The sequence below is a fragment of the Agromyces sp. NPDC058064 genome, assembly GCF_042885275.1.
In the GTDB taxonomy this organism is placed as follows: Bacteria; Actinomycetota; Actinomycetes; order Actinomycetales; family Microbacteriaceae; genus Agromyces.
Genome location: NZ_JBHVSE010000006.1, coordinates 165335 through 190505, shown reverse-complemented (window position 1 = coordinate 190505; position 25171 = coordinate 165335). Strand labels below are relative to the sequence as shown.

General features: G+C 73.3%; 19 protein-coding genes. 8 read left to right on the top strand and 11 right to left on the bottom strand.

All coding sequences use genetic code 11. The features are described 5' to 3' along the window. Positions 1 to 6: 6 nt before the first annotated feature. Positions 7 to 3135, bottom strand: coding sequence for a DUF5979 domain-containing protein (locus ACFVSL_RS17845; RefSeq protein WP_386942330.1), 3129 nt, complete (start codon positions 3133 to 3135; stop codon positions 7 to 9). A 347-nt stretch (positions 3136 to 3482) separates the two neighbouring features. Here ACFVSL_RS17845 and ACFVSL_RS17840 point away from each other — a divergent pair, with 347 nt between their 5' ends. Beyond that, a complete protein-coding gene (locus ACFVSL_RS17840; protein ID WP_386942329.1) occupies positions 3483 to 5615 on the top strand; it encodes a DEAD/DEAH box helicase in 2133 nt (710 codons plus the stop codon). 320 nt (positions 5616 to 5935) lie between these two features. Here the strand turns inward: ACFVSL_RS17840 and paaZ are convergent, their stop codons facing one another. From paaZ to ACFVSL_RS17805, 7 genes are all read right to left on the bottom strand, one after another. Then, positions 5936 to 8017, bottom strand: a complete 2082-nt coding sequence (paaZ, locus tag ACFVSL_RS17835; RefSeq protein ID WP_386942328.1) for a phenylacetic acid degradation bifunctional protein PaaZ — start codon at positions 8015 to 8017, stop codon at positions 5936 to 5938. A gap of 79 nt (positions 8018 to 8096) precedes the next feature. After that, positions 8097 to 8987: a 3-hydroxyacyl-CoA dehydrogenase family protein gene (locus tag ACFVSL_RS17830; protein WP_386942327.1), complete on the bottom strand. Its 891-nt coding sequence runs from the start codon at positions 8985 to 8987 to the stop codon at positions 8097 to 8099. After that, entirely contained in the window at positions 8984 to 9763 is a 780-nt protein-coding gene (locus ACFVSL_RS17825) for an enoyl-CoA hydratase/isomerase family protein (protein WP_386942326.1), read from the bottom strand. Before ACFVSL_RS17825 ends, ACFVSL_RS17830 begins: the two co-directional genes overlap by 4 nt. After that, positions 9763 to 10959 carry an acetyl-CoA C-acyltransferase gene (locus ACFVSL_RS17820; RefSeq protein ID WP_386942325.1) on the bottom strand — a complete coding sequence of 399 codons (1197 nt, stop codon included), beginning with the start codon at positions 10957 to 10959 and terminating at the stop codon, positions 9763 to 9765. Before ACFVSL_RS17820 ends, ACFVSL_RS17825 begins: the two co-directional genes overlap by 1 nt. A 153-nt stretch (positions 10960 to 11112) precedes the next feature. Continuing rightward, positions 11113 to 11691 carry a hypothetical protein gene (locus ACFVSL_RS17815; RefSeq protein ID WP_386942324.1) on the bottom strand — a complete coding sequence of 193 codons (579 nt, stop codon included), beginning with the start codon at positions 11689 to 11691 and terminating at the stop codon, positions 11113 to 11115. An 8-nt stretch (positions 11692 to 11699) separates the two neighbouring features. Next, the gene (locus ACFVSL_RS17810; protein ID WP_386942323.1) at positions 11700 to 12113 is read right to left on the bottom strand and encodes a DUF4383 domain-containing protein; all 414 of its coding nucleotides are present in this window, start codon (positions 12111 to 12113) and stop codon (positions 11700 to 11702) included. A 119-nt stretch (positions 12114 to 12232) separates the two neighbouring features. Beyond that, entirely contained in the window at positions 12233 to 12895 is a 663-nt protein-coding gene (locus tag ACFVSL_RS17805; RefSeq protein WP_386942322.1) for a fasciclin domain-containing protein, read from the bottom strand. Between the two features lie 146 nt (positions 12896 to 13041). Here ACFVSL_RS17805 and ACFVSL_RS17800 point away from each other — a divergent pair, with 146 nt between their 5' ends. The 3 genes from ACFVSL_RS17800 (at position 13042) to ACFVSL_RS17790 (ending at position 16210) form a co-directional block, all read left to right on the top strand. Then, entirely contained in the window at positions 13042 to 14766 is a 1725-nt protein-coding gene (locus ACFVSL_RS17800; RefSeq protein WP_386942321.1) for a cytochrome c biogenesis protein CcdA, read from the top strand. A 65-nt stretch (positions 14767 to 14831) separates the two neighbouring features. After that, positions 14832 to 15422, top strand: a complete 591-nt coding sequence (gene sigK, locus ACFVSL_RS17795; protein WP_386942320.1) for an ECF RNA polymerase sigma factor SigK — start codon at positions 14832 to 14834, stop codon at positions 15420 to 15422. Continuing rightward, positions 15419 to 16210 carry an anti-sigma factor domain-containing protein gene (locus tag ACFVSL_RS17790; protein WP_386942319.1) on the top strand — a complete coding sequence of 264 codons (792 nt, stop codon included), beginning with the start codon at positions 15419 to 15421 and terminating at the stop codon, positions 16208 to 16210. The genes sigK and ACFVSL_RS17790 overlap by 4 nt, the downstream gene beginning before the upstream one ends. 75 nt (positions 16211 to 16285) lie before the next feature. On the opposite strand, the gene ACFVSL_RS17785 is transcribed toward ACFVSL_RS17790, so the two are convergent. From ACFVSL_RS17785 to ACFVSL_RS17775, 3 genes are all read right to left on the bottom strand, one after another. Next, the gene (locus ACFVSL_RS17785) at positions 16286 to 17605 is read right to left on the bottom strand and encodes an MFS transporter (protein ID WP_386942318.1); all 1320 of its coding nucleotides are present in this window, start codon (positions 17603 to 17605) and stop codon (positions 16286 to 16288) included. A 277-nt stretch (positions 17606 to 17882) separates the two neighbouring features. Then, a complete protein-coding gene (locus ACFVSL_RS17780; protein WP_386942317.1) occupies positions 17883 to 18686 on the bottom strand; it encodes a hypothetical protein in 804 nt (267 codons plus the stop codon). Positions 18687 to 18900: 214 nt separating this feature from the next. Continuing rightward, positions 18901 to 21126: a DEAD/DEAH box helicase gene (locus ACFVSL_RS17775; protein ID WP_386942316.1), complete on the bottom strand. Its 2226-nt coding sequence runs from the start codon at positions 21124 to 21126 to the stop codon at positions 18901 to 18903. A gap of 270 nt (positions 21127 to 21396) precedes the next feature. Between ACFVSL_RS17775 and ACFVSL_RS17770 the strand changes: the two genes are divergently transcribed. The 4 genes from ACFVSL_RS17770 (at position 21397) to ACFVSL_RS17755 (ending at position 25157) form a co-directional block, all read left to right on the top strand. Then, positions 21397 to 21903: a GNAT family N-acetyltransferase gene (locus tag ACFVSL_RS17770; protein WP_386942315.1), complete on the top strand. Its 507-nt coding sequence runs from the start codon at positions 21397 to 21399 to the stop codon at positions 21901 to 21903. A 31-nt stretch (positions 21904 to 21934) separates the two neighbouring features. Further along, positions 21935 to 23038 (top strand): alpha/beta hydrolase, encoded by a 1104-nt coding sequence (locus ACFVSL_RS17765; RefSeq protein ID WP_386942314.1) that lies wholly within the window; start codon positions 21935 to 21937, stop codon positions 23036 to 23038. Between the two features lie 80 nt (positions 23039 to 23118). Beyond that, positions 23119 to 24486 (top strand): sensor histidine kinase, encoded by a 1368-nt coding sequence (locus ACFVSL_RS17760; protein ID WP_386942313.1) that lies wholly within the window; start codon positions 23119 to 23121, stop codon positions 24484 to 24486. Beyond that, positions 24483 to 25157 carry a response regulator gene (locus tag ACFVSL_RS17755; RefSeq protein ID WP_386942464.1) on the top strand — a complete coding sequence of 225 codons (675 nt, stop codon included), beginning with the start codon at positions 24483 to 24485 and terminating at the stop codon, positions 25155 to 25157. Before ACFVSL_RS17760 ends, ACFVSL_RS17755 begins: the two co-directional genes overlap by 4 nt. Positions 25158 to 25171: the final 14 nt, after the last annotated feature.

The window sequence follows — 25171 nt, the reverse complement described above, 5'->3', positions numbered from 1 at the left end:
ATGCCGTTACGCGCGACGACGACGCGCGACGACGAACAGCACCGCGCCCCCGAGCAGGGCGAGCGCACCCGCGGCGAGCGCGGGCACGAGGCCGTCGACGCCCGTGGAGGCGATGCGATCGGGCACGGGCAGCTCGAGCGTGTTCGTGAGCACGACCTCGACGACGGTGCCGTCGCCGATCACGATCGTCGACTCGCTGAACTCGGCGCCCGTCCAGCTCGCCCCCTCGACCTCGGACGGGGCGAGCTCGGACAGCGTCACGACCGCGCCGTACGGGATCGGCTCGCTCGTGACCGCCTCGCCGTCGGCCGTCACGGTGAGCACGCCCGCGCCTCCGGCGAAGCCCGGGCCGGCCGGGTACTCGTAGCGCACCGTGAACCGCGCGTCGGCCGGCAGTTCGCCGGCGCCCGAGCCGACCACGTGCTTGCGCACCGAGAACGCGCCGCTGTTCAGCTCGAGCGTGTTCACGGCGACGACGTCGAGCTGCTCGTCCTTCGCGACGACGAAGGTGTTCGACGCCTCGAAGCGGGGCGTCGCCCACGTTCCGCCGACGACCGCGTCGGGCGCCTGCTCGCGGAGCGTCACGACGGCACCCGCGGGCACGTCGTCGACCGTCACCGCGGTGCCGTCGCCCGGCACGACGATCTCGGTCGGCTCGAGCGCCTCGTAGCTCGCGCCGGCGGGGTACTCGTAGGTGAACGTGTACTCCGCGTCGGCGCCGGCGAGGTGCGCCCCGGTGCCCTCGACCCGCTTCTGCAGGCTGAAGGCGCCGACGTCGCGCGTGATCGTGTTCGTGAGCGTGACGGCGACCGTGGTGCCGTCGCCGATCGTCACCGTCTCGGGCGAGAAGGTGCCGGTGCCGGTCCAGGTGCCGCCGACCACCGGCGCGGGAGGCGCTTCGCTCAGCCGCAGCACCGCGCCGTACGGCAGGGGCCCGCTCGTGGCGACCGTGCCGTCGGCGGAGACGACGAGCTCGCCCTCGCCCGCCGTGAAACCGATGCCCGCGTCGTACGCGTAGCGGACCGTGAAGGCGTCGGTCGTCGGCACCAGCCCCGCGCCGGTGCCCTCGAGCACCTTGACCGCCGAGAAGGAGCCGGCGTCGAGCGTCAGCTCGTTGTCGAGGTCGATCGTGATGCGGTCGTCCTTGACGACCGTGAACGTCTTCTCGCTGAAGACCGGCTCCCGCCAGGTGCCGCCCTCGACGTCGTCGAGCACCTCCTCGAGGGTCACGACGGCGCCGGCGGGGAGGCCGTCGACCAGCGCGGCGCCACCGCCCGCGGTCACCTCGACGGTGCCCTCGGCCCCCTCGTACACGCCGGCGTCGGGGTCGGCGGGATACGACCACCTCACCATGAAGGTGGGGTCGTCGACGAGGCCCGCGCCGTCGCCGTCGAGGGTCTTGACGATCTCGAACGCGCCGAGGTCGCGGGTGAGGGTGTTCGTGACCGAGACCTCCACGTCCGCCGTGCCTGCGGTGACGGTCAGCTGGGCGGGCTCGATGACCGGCGACTGCCAGCTCGCACCCGGGATCGCCGTCGGCGCGGACTCCGTGAAGCGCACCACGGCGCCGATCGGGAGCCCCTGGATCTCGACGCGATCACCGCCGAGGGGCAGCTCGACCGAGCCGCCGCCGGCCGGGATCCCCTTCGCCGCATCGGCGTTCCAGCGGTAGTTCAGGGTGAAGCTCGTGCCGGCAGGGATGCGCATCGCGTCGTCGTTGACGACGGTCTTGCGGGCCCCCGCCGCGACCTTCTCGAGCGTCGCACGGTTCTGCAGGCGGATCTGGGTCAGCTTGCCGAGGTTGCCGTTCTCCGAGGAGAAGGCGAGCTCGAGCCGCTCGGACTCGGTGCCGTCGGGCAGGACGAACACGGGGGCGTCCCACGCGACGTTCGCGGGGTCGGCCGGAAGGATCTCGTCGAGCGTGATGGTCGTCCCCTTGAACAGCTCGTCGCTCACGAACGACTCGCCGGCGCGCAGGGTGATCGTGCGCCGGTCGGTGACCGCACCGTCGAGCTCGGCCGTGTAGTTCACCGTGAACTCGGGCGTCAACGAGGTGTCGCCCGCGAGCTCCTTGGTGAGCTCGAACTTGCCGAAGTTGCGGCCGACGACGGTGCCGGAGCCCGAGTAGCGGGTGGCGGTGCCGGTCGTGGTGCCGGGCGTGGTGCCCTCGATCTCGTAGTTCGCCGTGTTGCGGTAGGTCTTCGCCTTGCCTTCGTCGAGCACGCGCACCTTCCAGACGACCTGGTAGACCGAGCCCGAGAGGCCCTGTTCGCCCTGGGGTGCGGCCGCGCCGAGTCCGGCGACGGAGGTGAAGTCGACGCGCTGGCCGTCGGCCGAGATGGTGACCTCGCCGGCGGGCTTGCCCCGGAAGACGGGGTTCTGGCGGCCGAGCGAGTCGTACGCGAGCGAACGGGCCTCGTTCACCTGCGGGTCGCCGATGATCTCGAAGACGGCCGGGTCGATCGTGTCGGTGACGCTGATGTGACGCCCCGCGGGGATGCCGTCGGCCGGCGTCGGCAGGGTGACCCACCAGGTGATCGTGTCGTCCAGGTTGCGGTAGCTGCCGCTCTTCCAGGCGCCCCAGCCGCCGAACTCGCAGTTCTCGACGCAGCGCGAGGGGTTGGGATGCACCGTGGCGGGCGCCTCGACGTCGCCGAACTCGAAGACGTGCTCCTCGGTCTCGAGGTTCTCCAGCCAGACCTGCACACGGAAGGTGAACTCACCGCTCATCTCGAGCTCGTGACCGTCGATGTAGTCGGGGTCGACGGTGCAGGTGATCTTCGACGGGGTCACGAGGCACTCGCCCGCCGGCTCGCCGTCGGGGTCCAGCATCGGGAATCGGTCCTCGTGCCCGGTGAGCCCCCGGGGCAGGTCCATGGTGACGCTGACCGGGTTCACCGCCTCGCCGGGCACGCTCCACTTCACCGTGAGCTCCTGGCTGCTGCCGTCGTCGAACTCGGCGTTCACGAACGCGACGTCGTCGATCGAGATCGGCGAGCCCTCGGCGGCCTGGGCGGCCGTGCCGAGCACGAGCGCGTTCGCGCCGATCGCGAGCAGTGCGGCGACCGCCGCGGCGACCGTGCGCCGGACGCGCCGCCGGTGATTCGGGGGCGTTCCGCTTCTGAGGTTCGTCACCTGTGCATTCCTTCCGTTTCGGGCGTCCGGACGGAACTCATCGGCGGGCGATGACCCCGTGACCCGAGCGGGCACGGCGGAATGCACGACGACGCGAGGCATCGCGGATCGACACGACGCGACGGTCGTCGCGCGGAGTCGGGCGCGGGTACACCTGACTCCACCGGTCCCCTCGGGCGAGGACGGGCGGCTGACGTTGCCGCCACCCTGAGTGACGCGCACGCGCACGCGTTCATGACGCGGCGGCACCTGAGAATCCCCTGTGCACCTCGCCCGTTCGCGGTAGCGCGCCGGATGCCCCGGACGCGCCCCGCGCGGATGTCCGACGCATGCGCGAAGCTGGAGCGATGACGACGAACGCGAGCGACACCCGCACCGCCGCACTCGAGGCGCTGCGCGAACTCGTCGGGCGCGACGACGCCGAGTTCCACGACGGCCAATTCGAGGCCATCGAGGCGCTCGTCGAAGGTCGGCGCCGCGCCCTCGTCGTGCAGCGCACCGGCTGGGGCAAGTCGGCCGTGTACTTCGTCGCGACGCTGCTGCTGCGCCGGCGCGGCGGCGGCCCCACCGTGCTCGTCTCGCCGCTGCTCGCGCTCATGCGCGACCAGATCGCCGCGGCCGAGCGGGCCGGCGTCCGGGCGGTCGCCATCAACTCGACGAACCCCCACGAGTGGGGCGAGGTGCTCGCCCGGCTCGACCGCGACGAGGTCGACGTGCTGCTCGTCTCGCCCGAGCGGCTCAACAACCCGTCGTTCCGCGACGAGCAGCTGCCCGCCCTCGTGCGGCGCATCGGCATGCTCGTCGTCGACGAGGCGCACTGCATCAGCGACTGGGGCCACGACTTCCGCCCCGACTACCGCCGCCTCCGCGAGCTCATCGCGCAGATGCCGGCCGAGGTGCCCGTGCTCGCCACGACCGCGACGGCGAACAGCCGGGTCGTGGCCGACGTCGCCGAGCAGCTCGGGGCGACGGCATCGGTCTCGCACGACGAGGCCGCCGCCGGCGAGGCCGGGGTCCTCACCATCCGCGGGCCGCTCGCGCGTACCTCGCTGCGCCTGGGGGTGCTGCGCCTGCCCGACTCGGCGAGCCGGCTCGCCTGGCTCGTCGGGCATCTCGACGAACTGCCCGGCTCGGGCATCATCTACACGCTGACGGTCGCGGCGGCGAACGACACGGCACGGCTGCTGCGCGAGCGCGGGCACGAGGTCCGGGCGTACACCGGGCAGACCGACCCCGACGAACGGGCCGAGTCCGAGGGCATGCTCAAGCGCAACGAGGTCAAGGCGCTCGTCGCGACGAGCGCGCTCGGCATGGGCTTCGACAAGCCCGACCTCGGCTTCGTGCTGCACCTCGGGGCGCCGTCGTCGCCGGTCGCGTACTACCAGCAGGTCGGCCGAGCGGGCCGCGCGACCGAGTCGGCCGACGTGCTGCTGCTGCCCGGCGTCGAGGACCGCGAGATCTGGCACTACTTCGCGACCGCCTCGATGCCCGACCGCGAACGGGCCGAGCGCGTGATCGCCGCGCTCTCCGACGCCCCCGTCTCGACGCCGGCGCTCGAGGCGATGGTCGACATCCGCCGCACCCCCCTCGAGCTGCTGCTGAAGGTGCTCGACGTCGACGGCGCCGTGCGCCGCGTGCAGGGCGGCTGGGTGGCGACGGGCGAGCCGTGGGTCTACGACGAGGAGCGCTACCGGCGCATCGCGGCCGAGCGCGTCGCCGAGCAGCAGCACATGATCGAGTACGAGAACACCGACGGCTGCCGCATGGAGTTCCTGCAGCGCTCGCTCGACGACGCGACGGCCGCCCCCTGCGGGCGGTGCGACAACTGCGCCGGCGTCTGGTACCCGACCGCGATCGGGGCCGAGGCCACGGCGACCGCGGCGAAGGCCCTCGACCGGGTCGGCGTGCCGATCGAGCCGAGGCGCGCCTGGCCGACCGGCGCCGACCGCCTCGGCGTGCCGGTGAAGGGTCGCATCCCGCCCGCCGAGCAGGCGGGCGAGGGGCGGGCCCTCGCCCGCCTCACCGACCTCGGCTGGGGCGGCACGCTGCGCGAGGTCTTCGCCGCCGGTGCCGCGGATGCGCCGGTCTCACCCCAGCTGCTCGCCGCGTGCGTCCGGGTGCTCGCCGACTGGGGCTGGAACGAACGGCCCGTCGCGGTCGTCGCGATGCCGTCGCGTTCGAAGCCGCTGCTCGTCGACTCGCTCGCCCGCGGGCTCGCCGAGGTCGGCCGGCTGCCCTACCTCGGGGCGCTCGAGCCCGTCGACGGCGGGCCGAGCGGGCAGCCCGGCGGCAACAGCGCGTTCCGCCTCGCGGGCGTCTGGGGCCGGTTCTCCGCGGCAGGCCTCGAGGTGCCCGCCGGGCCGGTGCTGCTCGTCGACGACCTCGCCGACAGCCGGTGGACCCTCACGATCGCCGCTCGCGAGCTGCGCCTCGCCGGCGCCGGCGGGGTGCTGCCGTTCACCCTCGCCCTGCGCGGCTGAGGCCTGCGCGGCGAGGAGGCTGCGCGACGAGCGCTGCGCGGCCGAGCGCTGCGCGGACGCGGCCGCCGCGAGCCGGTACAGGATCTCGACCTCTTCTTCTCTTCGGCCCGGGCCGCCGCTGGATCGCGACGAACATTGGTCCCGGCCACTTCCCAGCGGGAGGTTCTCGCCGCCCTGCGCGATTCCGCCTCAACCGAGCCCCGGGCGCGCAATCTCAGAACCCCCTGCGAGTTCCGCCTCAATCATGCCGAATGAGGCGGAACTGGCAGAGCTCCAGAAGATGTTCCGGCGGGGACGGGCTGCTGAGCAGACGAGGGGGTTCAGGCCGCCGGCGCCTGCTCCTTCGCGACGAGCGTCAGCACGTCGTACGAGGCCACGAGCTCGTCGTTCTGGTTGCGCAGCACCGCGTCCCACCGCACCTCGCCGTACTCGTCGGTCTCGCGCGGCGTGATCTGCTTCGCGGTGAGTTCGACCCTGATGGCGTCGCCGGGCGAGACCGGGGTCACGAAGCGCAGGTTCTCGAGTCCGTAGTTGGCCAGCACCGGGCCCGGCGCGGCGTCGACGAAGAGCCCTGCGGCCCACGAGACGAGCAGGTAGCCGTGCGCCACCCGGCCCGGGAAGAACGGGTTCGCCGCGGCGGCCTCCTCGTCCATGTGGGCGTAGAAGGTGTCGCCTGTGAAGTTCGCGAAGGTCTCGATGTCCTCGAGCGTGACCGTGCGCGAGCCGCTCACGACCTGGTCGCCCAGCCGCAGCTCGGCGAGCGACTTGCGGAACGGGTGCACGCCGTCGGCCTGCGAACTCGCGCCGGCGTGCCAGACGCCCGTGAGCGCCGTGAGCATCTCGGGCGAGCCCTGCACCGCCGTGCGCTGCATGTGGTGCAGCACCGCGCGGATGCCGCCGAGCTCCTCGCCGCCGCCCGCGCGGCCGGGGCCGCCGTGCACGAGGTTCGGCAGCGGCGAGCCGTGCCCGGTCGAGGTGCGGGCGTCGTCGCGGTCGAGGAAGAGCACGCGGCCGTTGTACGCGGCGATGCCCGAGGCGAGCTCGACGACGACCGCGGGGTCGTACGTCGCGACGCTCGTGACGAGCGAGCCGCCACCGCGCGCGACGAGGGCCGAGGCCTCGGCGAGCGAACCGTAGCCGACGATCGACGACACCGGGCCGAAGGCCTCGACCTCGTGCAGGGCCGGGCTCGAGGCATCCGCGAAGCGCAGCAGCATCGGCGCGACGAAGGCGCCGTCGGGCGCCGCACCCGTCGTGCCGTCGGCGAGGGCGACCGCCGGGGCATCCGTCGAGCCGACGACGAGCTCGCCGCCCGCGGCCGTGAGCCGGCCGACCTGGCGCAGCACCTCGTCGCGCTGCGCGGTCGACGCGAGCGGGCCCATGGTGACGCCCTCGGCACGGGGGTCGCCGAGCACCACGCGTGACGCGATGCGCTCGCGCACCGCGTCGATCACCGCGTCGACGGAGGCCGCGGGCACGATCGCCCGGCGGATCGCGGTGCACTTCTGGCCCGCCTTCGTCGTCATCTCGACGACGAGCTGCTTGACGTACGCGTCGAACTCGGGGGTGCCGGCGACCGCGTCGGTGCCGAGCACGCTCGCGTTGATCGAGTCGGTCTCGCTCGTGAAGCGCACGCCGCCGGTCTGCACGGCGTCGTGCGCGCGCAGCCGCTCGGCGGTCGAGGCCGAGCCGGTGAAGGCGACGAGGTCGCCGAGCCGCAGGTGGTCGAAGAGCGTCGGCACGCTGCCCGAGACGAGCTGCAGCGATCCCGCGGGCAGGAGACCCGACTCGACGAGGATGCGCACGAACGCCTCGGCGAGGTACCCGGTCGGCGTGGCGGGCTTCACCACGGTGGGCATGCCCGCGAGGAACGCGGGCGCGAACTTCTCGAGCGACCCCCACACCGGGAAGTTGAAGGCGTTGATCTGCACGGCCACGCCGGGCAGGCGGGTGTAGATATGCCGGCCGAGGAATGAACCGTCCTTCGAGAGGTTCTCGACGGCGCCGTCGAGGTACACCTTGGCGTTCGGCATCTCGCGGCGGCCCTTGCCCGAGAAGGTGAAGAGCACGCCGATGCCGCCGTCGATGTCGACCCACGAGTCGGACTTGGTCGCGCCGGTGCGGCTCGACAGCGCGTACAGCTCGGCCTTGCGCTCGGTCAGCACGAGCGCCATCTGCTTGAGCAGCACCGCGCGCTGGTGGAAGGTCAGCTCGCCGAGCGAGGCCTGGCCCACGGTGCGGGCGTACTCGAGCGCCGCGCCGAGGTCGAGCCCCTCGGTCGAGACCCGGGTCACGACCTCGCCGGTCGAGGCGTCGCGCACCTCGGTCGCGGTCGCCGCGGCGGACGCGTCGGGCGTCCACCAGTCGCCGTTGACGTAGCTCGGCAGGATCTCGGTCGTCATCTCTTGGTCCTCTCGGTGGTCGAGTAGCAGCGGTGGTCGAGTCGGCGCGAAGCGCCGTATCGAGACCTGGCGAGGCCCCTCACGAGGCATCCCACTGGTAGAAGCCCTCGCCGCTCTTGCGGCCGAGCTTGCCCTCGGCGACCATGCGTCGCAGCAGGGCGGGCGGTTCGAAGCGTTCGCCGAGCGTCTGCGCCAGGTACTCGGCGATGCCGAGGCGCACGTCGAGCCCGACGAGGTCGGTCAGCTTGAGCGGACCGACGGGGTGCTTGTAGCCGAGGGTCATCGCCGCGTCGATGTCCTCGGCGGAGGCGACGCCCTCCTCGAGCATGCGGATCGCCTCGAGCCCGAGCATCACGCCGAGGCGCGACGAGGCGAACCCCGGGGCATCCGCGACGACGATGGGCGTCTTGCCGATCGCGCGCACCCAGGTGCGCGCCTCCTCGACGAGCGCCGGGTCGGATGCCTCGCCACGGACGATCTCGACGAGCGTCGACGCCGGCACCGGGTTGAAGAAGTGCATGCCGACGAAGCGCGCCGGCCGGTCGAGCAGGGCGGCGAGCTGGTCGATCGAGATCGACGAGGTGTTCGAGGCGAGCGCCGCCTCGGGGGCGAGCACCCGCTCGACGCGGGTGAGGGCGTCGATCTTCAGCTCGAGGTCTTCGGGCACGGCCTCGACGACGAGCCCGCAGTGGGCGAAGTCGGCGACCTCGGTGCTCGTGGCGAAGCGCGCGGCGTACGCCGCGGCATCCTCGTCGGCGGTGCCGCGGGCGACCGAGGCCTCGACCGAGGCGAGCACCCGCTCGGCGGCCGAGGCGGCGGCGGCCGCGTCGCGCTCGACGACCGTGACCCGCGATCCGGCGAGCAGGAACGCGTGCGCGATGCCCGCGCCCATCCGCCCGCCGCCGAGCACGCCGACCGCGGCGGGTGCGCCGGCGGGCGTCGTCGGAGCCTGGTCGTGCACGTCGCTCACTTCTGCTTCCTCTCGAGGAACTCGGTCATCCGCCGCATCTTCTCGGGGCTCTCGAAGAGCACGGCCTGCTCGTCGAGGTCGACGGCGGGGTGTGCCTCGCGCGGCGCCCGGAACACGCGCTTCGTCGCCATCGTCGCCGCACGGTCGTTGCGGCCGATGCGGTCGGCGATCGCGTGCGCGGCGGCCAGCAGCCCCTCGGCCGGGTGCACCTCGCTCACGAGCCCGATCGCCTGCGCCTCGTCGGCGCCGATCGTGCGGCCGGTGAGCAGCAGCTCGATCGCGCGGGCGTCGCCGACGATCTCCTTCAGCCGCCAGCTCGCGCCGGCCGCGGCGATGATGCCGAGCCCGGTCTCGGGGTTGCCGATCTTGAGCGCCGGCGTCGCGATGCGGATGTCGGCCGCGTAGGCGAGCTCGGCGCCGCCGCCGAGGGCGTAGCCGTCGAGCGCCGCGATCACGGGCATCGGCAGCAGTGCGATGCGCACGAAGGCGTTCGCGTTGATGCCGGCGCGGGCGTCGTCGGCCCGGCGGTCGCGGAGCTGCGCGATGTCGGCGCCCGACGCGAACACTCCCCCGGCCCCGGTGAGGATGAGGGTGCGCGGGATCGCCTCGAGCTCGGCGCAGAGCAGGTGCAGTGCGTCGATCGTCGACTGGTCGATCGCGTTGCGCTTGTCGGGGCGGTTGAGCGTGGCGACGACGCGATCGTCGTGCCGTTCGACGAGCAGCGGGCCGCCGTCGCCGGTCGAGGAGGAGCGGGTCGACGTCTCGAGGTCCGCCATCAGACGCGCTCCACGATGAGGGCGCTGCCCTGCCCGACGCCGACGCACATGGTGGCGAGGCCGTAGCGCGAGCCTTCGCGCTCCATGCGGCCGAGCAGGGTCACGACGAGGCGCGAGCCCGACGAGCCGAGCGGATGGCCCAGGGCGATCGCGCCGCCGTCGGCGTTCACCCGCTCGGGGTCGAGCCCGAGTCGGCGCATCGAGGCGAGCGACTGCGTCGCGAAGGCCTCGTTGAGCTCGACCGAGCCGATGTCGTCGAGGTCGATGCCGGCGCGCTCGAGCGCCTTCTCGGTCGCGGGCACGGGGCCGAGGCCCATGATCTCGGGGGCGAGGCCGGCCGAGGTGCCGACGACGATGCGGGCACGGGGCGTGAGCCCGTAGCGCTCGACGGCCGCGGCGCTCGCGACGAAGATCGCGCTCGCGCCGTCGTTCAGCGCGCTCGAGTTGCCGGCGGTGACGACCGAGCCGCCCGCGACGACGGGTCGCAGACCGGCGAGCACCTCGAGGGTGGTCTCGGTGCGCGGGCCCTCGTCGACCAGCACCTCGCCGCGGTGCGTCGGCACGCCGACGATCTCGGCCTCGAAGCGGCCGGCGGCGATGGCCGCGACGGCCCGCTGCTGCGAGCGCAGGGCGAAGGCGTCGGCATCGTCGCGGGTGATGCCGTCGACCCGGGCGACCTCTTCGGCCGTCTCGGGCATCGAGAAGGTGGCCTTGTCGCGGGCGAGGAGCTTCGGGTTCGGGAACCGCCAGCCGATCGACGTGTCGTACTGCGCGCCCGGCTTGGCGAACGCCCGCTCGGGCTTCTGCTGCACCCACGGCGCGCGGGTCATCGACTCGACGCCGCCCGCGAGGATGAGGTCGGCGTCGCCCGCGCGCACCGCCTGCGCGGCCACCGTGATGGCCGACATGCCCGAGGCGCAGAGCCGGTTCACCGTGACGCCGGGCACCTCGTCGGGAAGCCCCGCGAGCAGCACCGCCATGCGGGCAACGTTGCGGTTGTCCTCTCCGGCCTGGTTGGCCGCGCCGAGGATGACCTCGTCGATCGCACCGAGCTCGCCGGCGACGTCGAGGCCCGCGCGCCGGACGGCCTCGCCGACGACGAGCGCCGCGAGGTCGTCGGGTCGCACGCCCGCGAGCGCACCGCCGTATCGGCCGACGGGGGTGCGCACTCCGCCGACGAGGTAGGCCTCTGCCATGTTCACTCCTGACCGCACTGTCTTCGAGAACGCTGCTCCCAGCGTAGGCAGGGGTCCGCGGCATCCGCACGATCGGAATTCCTGACCGACCGTTCAGGTAGTAATTATGGCAAACGGATGCCCCGGGCGCCACTCGGCGCTCGGGGCATCGCGTCACGGGTGCCGGTGACCCGTTCCGTGCAGCTCGCCGTGCGGCACCGCGAGCTCGCCCGCCGCGGTGCCGGCGAGCGCCGGCGTCGCGAGCGCGGCGACGAGTGCGGCCCCGACGACCATGCCGAGCAGCGGGTTCCGTTCGGAGGCGGCGTCGCCCGGTCGGCGTCGCCGATCCCTCCGGCGCATCCCGCCCGCCGCGCCGAGGGCCACCACGAGCACGAGGGCGTCCGCGGCGAGCAGCGGCAGCACGGCCAGCCCGAGCGACGACGCGGCCCCCGTGGCGAGCAGTCCGCCCGAGACCGCGAGCACGCCCAGCGACGCGGCGAGCGTCGCACGCGGCGCCGGCACCCGGCCCGCATGCAGGGTGAACGCGGCCCAGCCGAGTGCGGCGAGACCGCACCCGGCCAGGACGGCTCCCGTCACGGCGCCGCCGACGCGTGTTCCCCCAGCGCCGTCGACGGCACCGTCGGCTCCGGTGATGGCCCCCGCCCCGGCCGCGGTGAGCACGAGCCCGGCGCCGAGGGCGGCGAGCATCGGCCAGCCCCGCACGAGACCGGTCGGCCCCCACCGCGACGGCACGGCGACCCCTACGCCGTCACGGGCCGGCCGGCGCCCGCACGCTCGGTGCCGAGGCCGACCCCGAGCAGCACCAGGGCGCTCGCGAGGTGCAGGAAGTGGTCGGCGGTGTTCAGCGCGAGGATGTTCGCCGCGGTCCCCGCGAGGAAGAACCCGACGATGCCGAGCAGCAGGTACGCCGCGCCGACGATCGTGTTGGTCGCCTTCGCCGCGCGGGCGCTCACGAGTCCGGCGACGAGCAGTGCTCCGCCGATGAGCAGGTGCGCGACGTTGTGCAGCGGGTTCACCGCGAAGACGCCCAGCAGCAGGCCGCCCTCGGTCGCGATGAAGTCCACGCCGCCGGTGACGGCGAAGCCGAGCAGGCCGACGAGCAGGTAGACCGCGCCGAAGACGGTGGCGACGAGGCGGTTCGGTGAGTTGCGCATGATTCCTCCAGGAGTGCATGGCGGCGGATGCCGCGTGGATGGTGCCTCGGAGCCGGCCGCCGCGCCGGCCGTGCCGCCCGTCGGGTCGGGCGCGCGGCGCAGGCGCGGCGGCCGGGGCCTCACATCGCCGGCATCAGCACCGAGTCGACGAGGTAGACGGTCGCGTTCGCCGTGTGCACGCCGCCGCAGATCACGGCCGCGTCGTTCACCATGAGCTCGTCGCCCGAGCCCGTGACCTCGACGGTGCCGCCCTGCACGGTCGTCTGCGTTCCGACGACCTCGTCGGGCGACAGCTGTCCGGGCACGACGTGGTACGTGAGGATCGACGTCAGCGTCTCGGCGTCGGTCTTCAGCGACTCGATGGTGGCCGGGTCGATCTTCGCGAAGGCGTCGTCGACGGGCGCGAAGACGGTGAACTCGTCGCCGTTCAGCGTGTCGACGAGATCGACCTCGGGGTTGAGCTGACCCGACACGGCGGCGACGAGGGTCGTCAGGAGCGGGTTGTTCGAGGCGGCGACCGCGACGGGGTCCTGGGACATCCCGATGACGGAGCCGGGCCCGTCGGGCACGTCCTCCGCGTACGCGGCGCAGCCGGGTCCGACGAGGTCGGCAGCAGGGTCGGCCGTCATGGGCTCCTCGCTCGGCATCGCCTCCTCCGACATCGCGGGATCCTCGGACTCGGCGGTGGTGCCGCCGGCGGTGCACCCGGCGAGGCCGAGTGCGGCGACCGCCGCGATCGAGAACACGGCGAGCGCGGTGCGGGTGCTGCGGATGGATCGCATGGATCTCCTCCTTCGAGTGCGCGGCCCCGAGCGGGCCGTCGGAATGGGGTTCGGAGCGACCGGCCGAGCGGATTGGAGCGGATTCCGCCAATCGGTTCGGGCCTCGGCTCCGAATCACCTGTCGACCACAGGAATCGAGGAACCCCGTGCTGCCACTCGCCCTCATCGGCCTCGCCGGAGGCCTCATCACCGGCATCTCGCCGTGCATCCTGCCCGTGCTGCCCGTCATCCTGCTCTCGGGCGGGGCGCAGGGCGCGCGCGGCGCCGACTCCGGCACCTCGGCCTCACCCGGCCGCTGGCGCCCCTACCTCGTGATCGCGGGCCTCGTCGTGAGCTTCAGCCTCGTCACCCTGGTGGGCTCGCTGCTGCTCGGCCTCCTCGGCCTTCCGCAGGACGTGCTCCGGTGGGCGGGTCTCGTCGTGCTGGCGCTGATCGGCATCGGCCTCATCGTGCCGCGCTTCGAGGAGCTGCTCGAACGGCCCTTCGCCTGGCTCCCGCGCCGCTCGGTCGGCACCGATCGCGGCGGATTCGGCCTCGGCTTCGCACTCGGCGCCGTGTACGTCCCCTGCGCAGGGCCCGTGCTCGCCGCGATCACCGTGGCGGGCTCGACCGGACGCATCGGGGTCGAGACCGTCGTGCTCACGGTGTCGTTCGCGATCGGCGCGGCCGCACCGCTGCTGTTCTTCGCGCTCGCGGGCCGCGGGATGGCCGAACGCCTCGCGGCGTTCCGCCGCCACCAGCGCGGCATCCGCATCACCGGCGGCATCGTGATGATCGCGCTGGCCGTCGGCCTGGCGTTCAACCTCCCGCAGCTCCTGCAGCGGCTCGTGCCCGACTACACCGCAGAGCTGCAGCAGCAGCTCGCCGAGTCGGAGGAGGTGTCGGAGGCGCTCGACCTGGGCGGCCTCGTCACCGACGAGAATCGCGAGCTCTCGAAGTGCACGAACGGGGCGGCCGTGCTCGAGTCCTGCGGTCGGGCGCCGTCGATCCGAGGCATCCAGCAGTGGTTCAACACCGCCGACGGGGCATCCGTCGACCTCGACTCCCTCCGCGGCCGCGTCGTGCTCATCGACTTCTGGGCGTACTCCTGCATCAACTGCCAGCGTTCGATCCCCCACGTCGTCGCCTGGGACGAGGCCTACCGCGACGCCGGGCTCTCCGTCGTCGGCATCCATTCGCCCGAGTACGCCTTCGAGAAGGAGCCGCGCAACGTCGCCGCCGGCATCGAGGCCTTCGGCATCGACTACCCGGTGGCGCTCGACAACTCGCTCGCGACCTGGACGAACTACCGCAACCGCTACTGGCCCGCCCACTACCTGATCGACGCGAGCGGCACCGTCCGGCAGGTCTCGTTCGGGGAGGGCCACTACGAGCGCACCGAACGGCTCATCCGCGAGCTCCTCGCCGACGCGCAGCCCGGCGTCGCGCTGCCTGCACCGACCGAGCTCGCCGACGAGACCCCGGCGGCGGGAACGACGACCCCCGAGACCTACCTCGGCACGACCAAGCAGGTGAACTTCGCCGGCGCCGAGCCGTACCGTCGTGCGACCACGAGCTTCGCCCTGCCCGCATCGCAGCCCGCCGACAGCTTCGCGCTCGGCGGCGACTGGGAGCTCGGCACCCAGTCGATCACGCCCGCCGCCGATGCCGAGGAGGCCTCCGTCCGCCTGGAGTACACCGCCCGCGAGGTCCGCATGGTGCTCGCCGGCGAGGGCACCGTCATCGTCCGGGTGGACGGACGCGAGCGCCGCATCGAGGTCTCGGGCGTCCCGCGGTCGTACGCACTGCACGAATCGGATGCCCCGGGGTCCGGCTCGCTCACCGTCCGGATCCCGACCGGGGTCGAGGCGTACTCCTTCACGTTCGGATGACCCATGTGCACGAACCTCGCGCCGCGCCGCCCCACGGGGGTCGGTCGCTTCCAGCCGGCTCTGGCATGCTGGGTGCCGTGGTCGATCGCGGGGAGCCTCCAGTGGAGCGTTCGAGCACGCTCGACGAACTGCTCGTCGCGACCGCCGCGGGCGACCGCGAGGCGTTCGGCCGGCTCTACGACGAGACCGCGGCCCGCGTCTTCGGCCTGGTCCGCCGGGTGCTCGTCGACGCCGCCCAGGCCGAGGAGGTGACGCAGGACGTGTTCCTCGAGGCATGGCAGACCGCCGCCAGGTTCGACCCGGCCCGCGGCGCCGCGGTCGCATGGTTGCTGACGCTGGCGCACCGTCGCGCCGTCGACCGGGTGCGCTCCGCGCAGGCTGCGCGGGAACGCGAGCTGCGCACGGGGATCCGCGACCTCGACGTGCCGGTCGACGAGGTCGCCGAGGCCGCCGAGATCGCCGTGGAGCACGAACGCGTGAGCGGCGCGTTCGCCGAGCTCAGCCCGGCCCAGCGCGAGTGCCTCGCGCTCGCCTACTACGGCGGCTGCACGCAGACCGAGATCGCCGCGCGCCTCGGCCTCCCGCTCGGTACGGTGAAGACCCGGCTGCGAGATGGCATGATCCGATTGCGCGAACTGCTGGGGGTGACGACATGAGCCACGACGACGACCGACGCGACGACGATCTGCGCGAGCTGACGCCCGCGTACGCCCTCGGCGCGCTCGACGACGCCGACCGCGCCCGATTCGAGGACGCCCTCGCCCGTTCACCCGAGCTGCAGGCGGAGGTCGAGGCGTTCCGCACCGCCGCGAGCTCGCTCGGCGAGGCGATCCCGCCGGTCATGCCGCCGCCGGCGGTGAAGGCGGGGCTCTTCGCCCGGCTCGACGACGTGCAGCAGGAACGGCCGGCCGACGCCGCCCGTGCCGCCGAAGACGCCGCACCGATCGAGGCGCCGGAACCCCGATCGCAGGTCGACGAACTCGCCGCCCGGCGTCGGCGCCGGCGCCTCGCCGTCGTGCTGTCGTCGGCCGCGGCGCTCCTGCTGCTCGTCGCCGGCGTCGTCGTCGGCGCGAACTGGTCGGGGCAGAACGGCTGGGGCGCCCAGCGCGAGATGGCCGCGCTCGCCGCGGCCCCCGATGCCGTGCAGCAGACGAGCGAGGTGGCCGGCGGCGGGGAGATGACCCTCGTCTCATCGGCCGAGCAGGGCCGCAGCGCGATCGTCGCCGAGGGCCTGCCCGATGTCGGCGACGACCGCACCTACGAGCTCTGGTACATCGACGAGTCGGGCCCGGTGTCGGCCGGCACCTTCGACGTCGACGGCGAGGAGGCCTGGCGGCTGCTCGACGGCGAGTTCGCGCCCGGCGTGGCGGTCGGCCTCACCGTCGAACCCGCCGGCGGCTCGGAGCAGCCGACCACCGACCCGGTCGCGGTCATCGAGACCTGAGACCGACGGGCCGGCAGAACGACGGATGCCTCGGAGCGAGGTGGCTCCGAGGCATCCGCGAACGTCGTGCTCGTCTCAGTCGAGCAGGTCGACGTCCTTCGTCTCCTTCACCAGCGAGACGCCGATGAGCGAGATGACGGCGGCGATCGCGATGTAGACGCCGATCGTCCACGAGGCGTGGAACTGGTTCATGAGCGCCTCGGCGATCATCGGCGCGAACGCACCGCCGAGGATGGCGCCGAGGGCGTATCCGATCGAGACGCCGGAGTAGCGCACGTTGGCCGGGAACATCTCGGCGTAGAGCGCGGCCTGCGGGCCGTACGAGAGGCCGAGGCCGAAGGTCATCACGAACAGCGCGACGAAGTACCAGAGGATCTCGCCGGTGTCGATGAGGAACCACATCGGAACCGCCCAGAGCGCGAGGAACACGTAGCCGATCTGGAAGGTGCGCACGCGTCCGAGGCGGTCGGAGATGCGGCCGCCCCAGAGGGTGAAGCCGAGCCAGCCGAACGAGGCGAGCGTCGTGGCGAGCAGCACCGTCGGGCGGTCCATGCCGAGCGCCGTCGTCGCGTAGGTCGCGAAGTACGCGATGAGCAGGTAGCCGGCCGCGTTGTTCGCGATGAAGATGACCGCGGTGAGGATGACCTGCTTGGTGTTCTTGCGGAACAGCTGGCCGAGCGGGGCCGAGGCCTCCTTGCGGCGGCGCAGCAGCTCCTCGAAGACCGGGCTCTCCTCGACGGCCTTCCGGATGACGTAGCCGACGACGATCAGCACGATCGAGAGCAGGAACGGGATGCGCCAGCCCCACTCCATGAACGCCTCGGGCGACATCGAGCTCGTGAGCACCCAGAGCGTGAAGGTGGCGAGGATCATGCCGACCGGCACGCCGATCTGCGGGAAGGCGCCGAAGAACCCGCGCTTCGCGTTCGGCGCGTGCTCGACGGCCATGAGGGCGGCGCCGCCCCACTCGCCGCCGGCCGAGAAGCCCTGGAGGATGCGCAGCAGGATGAGCAGGATCGGGGCGGCGATGCCGATCGCCGCGTAGGTGGGCAGCACGCCGATCAGCGCGGTCGAGATGCCCATCATGACGAGCGTGAAGACGAGCATCTTCTTGCGGCCGAGCTTGTCGCCGAGGCGCCCGGCGACGATGGCCCCCAGCGGGCGGAAGAGGAACGAGATGCCGATCGTCGCGAACGAGAGGACCTGGGCCAGGCCCGGGTTCGACTCGGCGACGGGGGCGAGGAAGAGCGGTGCGAGCACGAGGCCGGCGGCCTGCGCGTAGATGAAGAAGTCGTACCACTCGATCGAGGTGCCGACGAGGGTGCCGGCGAGTACTTTGCGTTCTTCCGCGGTGATGCTGCGAGGCGGGGCGGGGTCGTTGACAGCGGTCGACATGCGAACTCCGTTGTTCAGTGGGACGGGCGGGGGAACGGCCGGCGCGACCGGGACTCATCGCGCGACGCGGATTTCCTGACCGATTGTTCGGTAGGGATTTCAGAGCGTACCGCATCCGGCGACCCGCCCGGAAGGCGGTCGGCACCCGGCAGCCGCGCGGGCAGGGATCCGGGCGGGCATTCAGGCAGGTGCGAACCGCGGCGACCCGCCCGAGATCGTCCGCACGCACGCCACGCCGCCGAGCCCGACGACGGACCGCGCCGCCGGCATCCGCCGGTCAGCCCGCGGCGGGCTCCTCGGTGTCGGCCGGCGCGTCGCCGTCGGCCGGGGCGTCGCTCGCTGCGGGCGGCTCGGACGGCGCGGGCGTCGACTCGCTCGGCGGGCCGAAGAGACGCCACGCGCCCGCGGCGCATTCGTAGAACTGAACGGTCGAGGTGTCGATGTAGACGTCGCCGTTCGCCGTGCAGGTGTCGGCGGCGGGTGCGCCGACGCCGAGGAGCACCTGGGTGCCCGGCGCCCCCGCCTCGCCCTGCTCGCCCTGCTGGCCCTGTTCGCCCTGCGCGCCGGTGGCGCCCGTCGCACCCTGCTCCCCCGTGAGGTTCTCGGCCGCGGACTGGCGGATGTTGCCGACGAGCGTCCAGTCGCCGTCCTCGAAGAGGTAGACGTCGGAGGTGGTGATGTCGATGTAGACGTCGCCGTCGTACCCCTTGCCCGCCTCGGGCACCCCGCTGCCGGCGCGGACCGCCGACCCCGCGGGCAGGATCTCCTCGAGGGCCTCCTCGTACGCCGCCTCGTCGACGGTCTCCGTCGGCGTCGGGGTGGGCGCTGCGGCCGTCGCGTCGCCGGATCGGGCGAGCCAGGAGCCGAGGAAGGCGGCGACGAACGACAGCACGACGATGATGACGCCGAACCAGATCAGCATCGATCGGCTCACCGCCGGAGGCGGCGTCGCGGCGGCGGGCGTGCCGGGCTCGGCGGGAGTGGTGGACTCGCCGGGCGTGGCCGGCGTGGCGGGCTCGGCGGGCTCTGCCGGCGTGCCGTCGGCCTGCGGCGCGGGCTGCGAAGTCGGTTCGTCGGTCATGAGGTGGCGCCTCCCCACCGCGCTCCCGCCCGAGCCCGGGCGGCCGTGCCGGGGAGTCGCGTCGCGCTCATGCTAGCGGCGCGACGCCGGCGCGCTCAGGAGGCGGGCGCCTCGTCCATCGTGTCGTCGCGCCGGCGCGGCCGGAGGGACCCCTCCCCGAACGGCGAGGGCCCGCATCCGTCGGATGCGGGCCCTCGGCTCGGTCGATCGCGGCTCAGCCGGCGGTCGCCTCGACGACCTCGACGACCTCGACGGACTCGACGACCTCGACGGTCTCGACGACCTCGGGCGCCGTCTCGCGGGCGAGCTCGCCGTGCAGGTCGTCGCCGAGCCGCACGTCGACGAAGTCGACGTCGATCTCGGCGCGGTCGAGCAGCTCGCTCAGGCGACGCTGGCGGTTGCGCGGGATGAGGGTCACGACGCGACCGGCCTTGCCGGCGCGGCCGGTGCGGCCGGCACGGTGCAGGTAGGTCTTGTACTCGTCGGGCGCGTCGGCCTGGATGACGAGGTCGATGTCGTCGACGTGGATGCCGCGTGCCGCGACGTCGGTCGCGACGAGCACGTCGACGCGGCCGCTCGTGAGCTGCTGCAGGTTGCGCGTGCGGCGCGACTGGTTGAGGTCGCCGTGCAGGGCGACGGCACGGATGCCGGCGTCCTCCAGGTGATCGGTGAGGTCCTCGGCGAAGGCGCGGGTGCGGCTGAAGACGAGCGTCTTGCCGTCGCGGTTCGCGAGCTCGGCGACGATGTCGCGCTTGTCGCGGTTGTCGATGACGAAGACGCGGTGGTCGATCGTCGAGGAGGCCTGGTCCTCACCGGCGACCTCGTGCACGGCGGGGTCGATGAGGAACTCGTCGACGAGCGTCGCGACGCCCTTGTCGAGGGTCGCCGAGAAGAGCAGCTTCTGGCCGCCCTCCGCGGTGCGGCGGATGATGCGCTGCACCGGCTCGAGGAAGCCGAGGTCGCACATGTGGTCGGCCTCGTCGAGCACCGTGATGACGACCTCGGAGAGGTCGAGCCGGCCCTGCTCGATGAGGTCCTCGATGCGGCCGGGGGTGCCGATGACGATGTCGACGCCGCGCTGGAGCGCCCCGACCTGGCGCCCCTGGGGAACACCGCCGTAGATCTGCGTGGTGAAGAGGCCGACGCTCTGCGCGATGGGCTGCACGGTGCGGTCGATCTGCAGGGCGAGCTCACGGGTCGGCGCGAGGATCAGCGCGCGGGGCTTGCGGCCCATCTGACGACGGCCGCCGGCCTTGCCCGAGGCGCTCCAGAGCTGCATGAGGCGCTCGACTGCGGGGGCGCCGAAGGCGATCGTCTTGCCCGAGCCGGTCTTGCCGCGGCCGAGCACGTCGCGCCCTTCGAGCACGACGGGGATCGTCGCGGCCTGGATCGGGAACGGCGAGACGGCGCCGAGCTGGTCGAGCGCAGCGACGATGTTTCCGCCGAGGCCCAGGTCGGCGAAGCTCACGCCGTCGACGGCGTCGGCCTGGATGGCCTGTGCCTCGAGACGCTCGAGCACGACGTCGTCGCTCGGCGAGAAGCGGGGCTGCTCGTCTCGCGACGGGTAGAAGTTCGACGGGCGGCGGCCGGAGTCCTGGAAGCCGGGGCGGTCGAACTCGCGGCGGGGCGCGCGGTCGTTGCGGTCGAACGAACGCGCGGGGCGCTCGTCGCGGTCGAAGCGACGCGGCGCACGGTCGTCGCGGTCGTACGAACGGGCAGGACGGTCGTTGCGGTCGTTCCGGTCGAAGGAGCGCGCGGGGCGCTCGTCGCGGTCGAACCGACGCGGCGCACGGTCGTCACGGTCGTACGAACGGGCAGGGCGCTCGTCGCGGTCGAACCGACGCGGGGCACGGTCGTCACGGTCGTAGGTACGGGCAGGACGGTCGTTGCGGTCGTAGGAACGAGCGGGACGGTCGTTGCGGTCGTTGCGGTCGAACGAACGCGCGGGGCGCTCGTCGCGGTCGAACCGACGCGGCGCACGGTCGTCACGGTCGTACGAACGGGCGGGACGGTCGTTGCGGTCGTTCCGGTCGAACGAACGCGCGGGGCGCTCGTCGCGCTCGAACCGGCGCGGAGCGCGGTCGTCGCGGTCGAAGGAGCGCGCGGGACGGTCCTCGCGGTAGTGCGGGCGCGCGGGACGGTCGCCGTACTCGCGGCGGGGGGCGCGGTCGTCACGGCCGTACGAGCGGGGGGCGCGGTCATCGCGGTCGCCCGCAGCGCGGCCCTCGCGGTCGGCGCGGTGCGGCGTGCGGCCCGAGGCGACGCGCTCCTCGCGCGACCAGCGCTCCTTGCGGGGCGCCTCCTCCTCGGGGCGGTAGCCGCGGTGGCCGGGGCTGCGCGAGCCGGCCTTCTGGCCGCCGCGGCCCTTGCCGCCCTTCGCGTACGAGGGGTCGAAGTTCGCGGCGGGTCGGCCGCCCTTGGGCTTCTTGTTCTTGGGCATGGTGGTGACTTCCTGGGTTGTACTAGAGGTACATGGCAGCGCCGCTGCGAGCGCAGCGCACTGAGAACCCGGAACATCGTCGACCGGGGCCGTTCACATACGGTGACTATCCGAGACCGAACGTCTCGAAACCGGCCCTACAGACTCACAAACCCATCCGTGCAGCGCACGGTGTCCAGAACCGACCCCACCACGATAGCGGAAAGCGGCTGGGAAACCCCCGAACACGGGCGAAACACCCGCGAAACAGGGGCGACCTAGGCTCGGCGCATGCCCACCGCACGCACCGGCCCCGCAGCATCCGCGACCGTCGCCGTCGAACCGCCCCGGCAGGCCGACGTCGAGCGACTGCTCGAGGGCAGCACGCGATACTCCCACTCGCTCGGCTACCCGCCCGAGGCCTGCTTCCTGCTCGACGTCGCGCAGCTCGAGCGGCCCGGCGTGCACCTCCACGTGGCGCGCACCGCGGACGGCGTCGCGGTCGGCATCGCCGCACTCGTCGAGCACGAGTCGCTCGGTGCGGGGCGCGGCGAGCTCAAGCGGATGTTCGTCGACGAGTCGGCGCGCGGACTGGGGGTCGCCGGCGGCCTGCTCGAGGCGATCGAGGCGGACGCCAGGCAGCGCGGCCTCACCGAGCTCGTCCTCGAGACCGGCACCCTGCACCATCCGGCCCAGGCGCTCTACGTGAAGCACGGCTATCGGGTGATCCCCCTGTTCGGCCCGTACGAGGGCGAGCAGTACAGCGTCTGCATGGCGAAGTCGCTCGACGTGGGTTAGCATCGCTCCACCCCTGAACCCGGAGCCCGGTGTGAACTCGACCCGACGCACAGGCGGCTCCGGCACCCGCCGCAGGCGGGTCGCTGCGGCCGCCACGGCCGTAGCGGCCGCCATCGCGGGCATCGTCGCGCTCTCGGGCTTCCACCAGCAGCTGCGCGAGATCGACCCCCCTGGCTCCGACTCGGCGAGCGAGGTCGCCGGCACCGACCGCGTCGGCATCCGCACCTTCACGCCGCCCGAGGGCATCGTCGTCGACGCCGACCTCGAGTACGGCGTCCGCGAGGACGGCACGCTGCTCACGCTCGACGTCTGCCATCCGGCGGCCCAGGCAGCGGCGGTCGCGGCCGACGCGGCCGCCGGCACCGTCGCGGCCGCCCCGGCCGACGCGGCCGCCCCCGCCGAGGCCGGCGCCGCAGCCGACGCCGTGCCGAGCCTGCCCGCCGTCGTGTCGATCCACGGCGGCAGCTGGCAGCGCGGCGACAAGGCGAACACCGACTGGCGCAACGTCTGCCGGTGGCTCGCGAGCGAGGGCTTCGTCGCCGTGTCGGTCGACTACCGGCTCGTGCCCGACGCGCTCTTCCCCGCGGCGATCGACGACGTCGCGCTCGCCGTCGAGTGGCTCCGCCAGCCCGAGCAGTTCGAGCGGTTCGGCATCGACCCCGCGCGCATCGGCGCCTTCGGGGGCTCGGCGGGAGGCAACCTCGCCGCGCTCCTCGGCACCTCGGGCGAGGGCGCCCTCGACGCCGGATCGCGGGTCGCCGCCGTCGTCGAGCTCTCGGGCCCGGTCGGGCTCGGAGCCGACGAGCTCGCCGCCGACGGGGCATCCGTGTGGCTGCGCAGCATCATCGCCGCGTACCTCGGCTGCGAGCCCGGCGTCGACGACGAAGGCTGCCCGCAGGCGGTGGACGCCTCGCCCGCGACGCACGCCGACGAGAGCGACCCGCCCGTCTTCATCGGCCACGCCGAAGACGAGATCGTGCCGCTCGGCCAGTCGCAGCGCCTCGCCGACCAGCTCGCGAGCGCCGGCGTTCCCGTCGAGTTCGCGATCGTGCCGGGCGGCGAGCACTCGATCGGCATCCTCGACGAAGCGCTGCGCGTGCGCGTCGCCGCGTTCCTCCACGAACACCTCGGCTGACCCCTACCGGCGTACGATCCGGCGGATCGCTCCGCGGAGGGATGTGGGCGACGGCGCATCGTGACAGGCTGACTCGCATCATGGACCAGACCCAGCCCGAGCCGACGGCCGATCGTCAGCCGCCGCCGCCCGCGCCCGCGCCGCCTGCGCCTCCCGCGCCTCCCGCCCCGCCCGCGCCGGCCGGGGCCGACGAGCACGCCCGGCCCGCTGCGCGGCAGTGGCCGAGGCTCCGTCGCGCCCGCGCGAAGTCGGCGCCGCGCGATCCCCAGCGGCTGTTCATCGCCTGGATGTGGGTGGCGACCTCCCTCCTCGCGCTCGTGCTGTTCGTCGTCTCGGTGCCGCTCGCGGCGACGATCTACGAGGTGAACGTGCTCGCCGCGTTCGTGACGGGCCTGGCGCTCACGATCCCGCTGCCCCTCGCGATGCGGTTCCCGAAGACGGCCGTCGTCATCGCCACGGCCGGCATCCTCGTCTTCGCGCTGCTCTCCTCGGGGTCCGAGGGCGCCCCGTGGCCGTGGCCCGTGACGACGATCATCGGCCAGACGGCGCTGCTGCTCGTCCTGGGCCTCCTGGGCATGAGCTGGCGCGGCATGTTCGCCGCCTGGCTCGCGGCCGTCGTGGTGACGCTGCCGTTCGCGTTCGCCGACGCGGGCGCGACCGCCAACGAGATCGCCGCCGCCTCCCTCACCGCGATCGCGCTCCCGGTCGCGCTGCTCGTCGCGCAGTGGCGGGTGATCGCGGGCGAGCTGTTCCGCGAGCGCGCGGTCTCGGCCGCCGAGCAGGAGCGGCGGGTGCTCGTCGAGGAGCGCAACCGCATCGCCCGCGAGCTGCACGACGTGGTCGCGCACGGGCTCTCGATCATCCACGTCCAGGCGACGAGCGCCCCGTACCGGGTGCAGGGGCTCAGCGACGAGGCGCGCACCGAGTTCGCCGAGATCGCCGACTCGGCCCGCACCGCGATGACCGAGATGCGGCAGCTGCTGAGCGTCCTCCGCAGCGCGGAGGCCGAGGCCGAGACCGCGCCGCAGCCGGGGCTCGACGAGTTGCCCGCCCTCGTCGGCTCGGTCGAGCGGGCCGGGGTGCCGGTGACCCTCGAGATCGACGCCGCCGTGCCCGACGGCGGACTGGCCGTCACCGCCGCCTACCGGATCGTGCAGGAGGCGCTGAGCAACGTGGTGCGGCACGCGCCCGGTGCGGCGACGCACGTCTCGGTCGAACTGCTCGGCGACGACCTCGTCGTCGCCGTCGAGAACGAGCCGCCGCCTGCGGTCGAGGGCGAGACGCCCGCCGCGGAGCCGGCCGAGCGCACGGGCGGCGGCCACGGCCTCGTCGGCATCGACGAGCGCGCGGCCCTGCTCGGCGGGCGCGCCGAGCACGGCCCCCGCCCCCGGGGCGGATACCGTGTACTCGCGACCCTCCCGCTCGGGTCGGACGGAGGCGAATGGTGACGATCTCGGTGCTCATCGCCGACGACCAGGCGATGGTCCGCGCCGGGTTCGCGGCCGTGCTCGGCGCGCAGCCCGGCATCGAGGTCGTGGGCCAGGCGGCCGACGGGCTCGAGGCGGTGTCGCTCGCCCACGAGCTGCGCCCCGACGTCGTGCTGATGGACGTGCGCATGCCGCAGCAGAACGGCATCGAGGCGACCCGCGCGCTCCAGACGCCGCCCCGCAGCTCCGACTACGTGCCGCGGGTGCTCATGCTCACGACCTTCGACATCGACGAGTACGTCTACGACGCGCTCCGGGCTGGCGCGAGCGGCTTCCTGCTGAAGGATGCCACGCCCGACGAGCTCGTCCACGCGGTGCGCGTCGTCGCGGGCGGCGACGCCCTGCTGGCGCCCAGCGTGACCCGCCGGCTCATCGAGGACTTCGCCCGCTCGGGCCCGCCGCCGAAGCCCACGGGCAACCGCCTGGCGGAGCTCACCGAGCGCGAGCTCGAGGTGCTGACCCTCGTCGGCCGGGGCATGTCGAACTCCGAGATCGCGGCGGCGCTCTTCATCGCCGAGCAGACGGTGAAGACCCACGTCTCGAAGATCCTGCAGAAGCTCGGCCTGCGCGACCGCGTGCACGCCGTGGTGCTCGCGTACGACACGGGCCTCGTCACTCCCTCCTCCGGCTGACGGGCCGATCACGG

What these genes read in the sequence shown, in the direction of transcription:
- ACFVSL_RS17840 (WP_386942329.1), top strand. Translation starts at nt 3,483, where the DNA reads ATGACGACGAACGCGAGCGACACCCGCACCGCCGCACTCGAGGCGCTG.
- paaZ (WP_386942328.1), bottom strand. Translation starts at nt 8,017, where the DNA reads ATGACGACCGAGATCCTGCCGAGCTACGTCAACGGCGACTGGTGGACG.
- ACFVSL_RS17825 (WP_386942326.1), bottom strand. Translation starts at nt 9,763, where the DNA reads ATGGCGGACCTCGAGACGTCGACCCGCTCCTCCTCGACCGGCGACGGC.
- ACFVSL_RS17820 (WP_386942325.1), bottom strand. Translation starts at nt 10,959, where the DNA reads ATGGCAGAGGCCTACCTCGTCGGCGGAGTGCGCACCCCCGTCGGCCGA.
- ACFVSL_RS17810 (WP_386942323.1), bottom strand. Translation starts at nt 12,113, where the DNA reads ATGCGCAACTCACCGAACCGCCTCGTCGCCACCGTCTTCGGCGCGGTC.
- ACFVSL_RS17805 (WP_386942322.1), bottom strand. Translation starts at nt 12,895, where the DNA reads ATGCGATCCATCCGCAGCACCCGCACCGCGCTCGCCGTGTTCTCGATC.
- sigK (WP_386942320.1), top strand. Translation starts at nt 14,832, where the DNA reads ATGCTGGGTGCCGTGGTCGATCGCGGGGAGCCTCCAGTGGAGCGTTCG.
- ACFVSL_RS17790 (WP_386942319.1), top strand. Translation starts at nt 15,419, where the DNA reads ATGAGCCACGACGACGACCGACGCGACGACGATCTGCGCGAGCTGACG.
- ACFVSL_RS17785 (WP_386942318.1), bottom strand. Translation starts at nt 17,605, where the DNA reads ATGTCGACCGCTGTCAACGACCCCGCCCCGCCTCGCAGCATCACCGCG.
- ACFVSL_RS17780 (WP_386942317.1), bottom strand. Translation starts at nt 18,686, where the DNA reads ATGACCGACGAACCGACTTCGCAGCCCGCGCCGCAGGCCGACGGCACG.
- ACFVSL_RS17775 (WP_386942316.1), bottom strand. Translation starts at nt 21,126, where the DNA reads ATGCCCAAGAACAAGAAGCCCAAGGGCGGCCGACCCGCCGCGAACTTC.
- ACFVSL_RS17770 (WP_386942315.1), top strand. Translation starts at nt 21,397, where the DNA reads ATGCCCACCGCACGCACCGGCCCCGCAGCATCCGCGACCGTCGCCGTC.
- ACFVSL_RS17760 (WP_386942313.1), top strand. Translation starts at nt 23,119, where the DNA reads ATGGACCAGACCCAGCCCGAGCCGACGGCCGATCGTCAGCCGCCGCCG.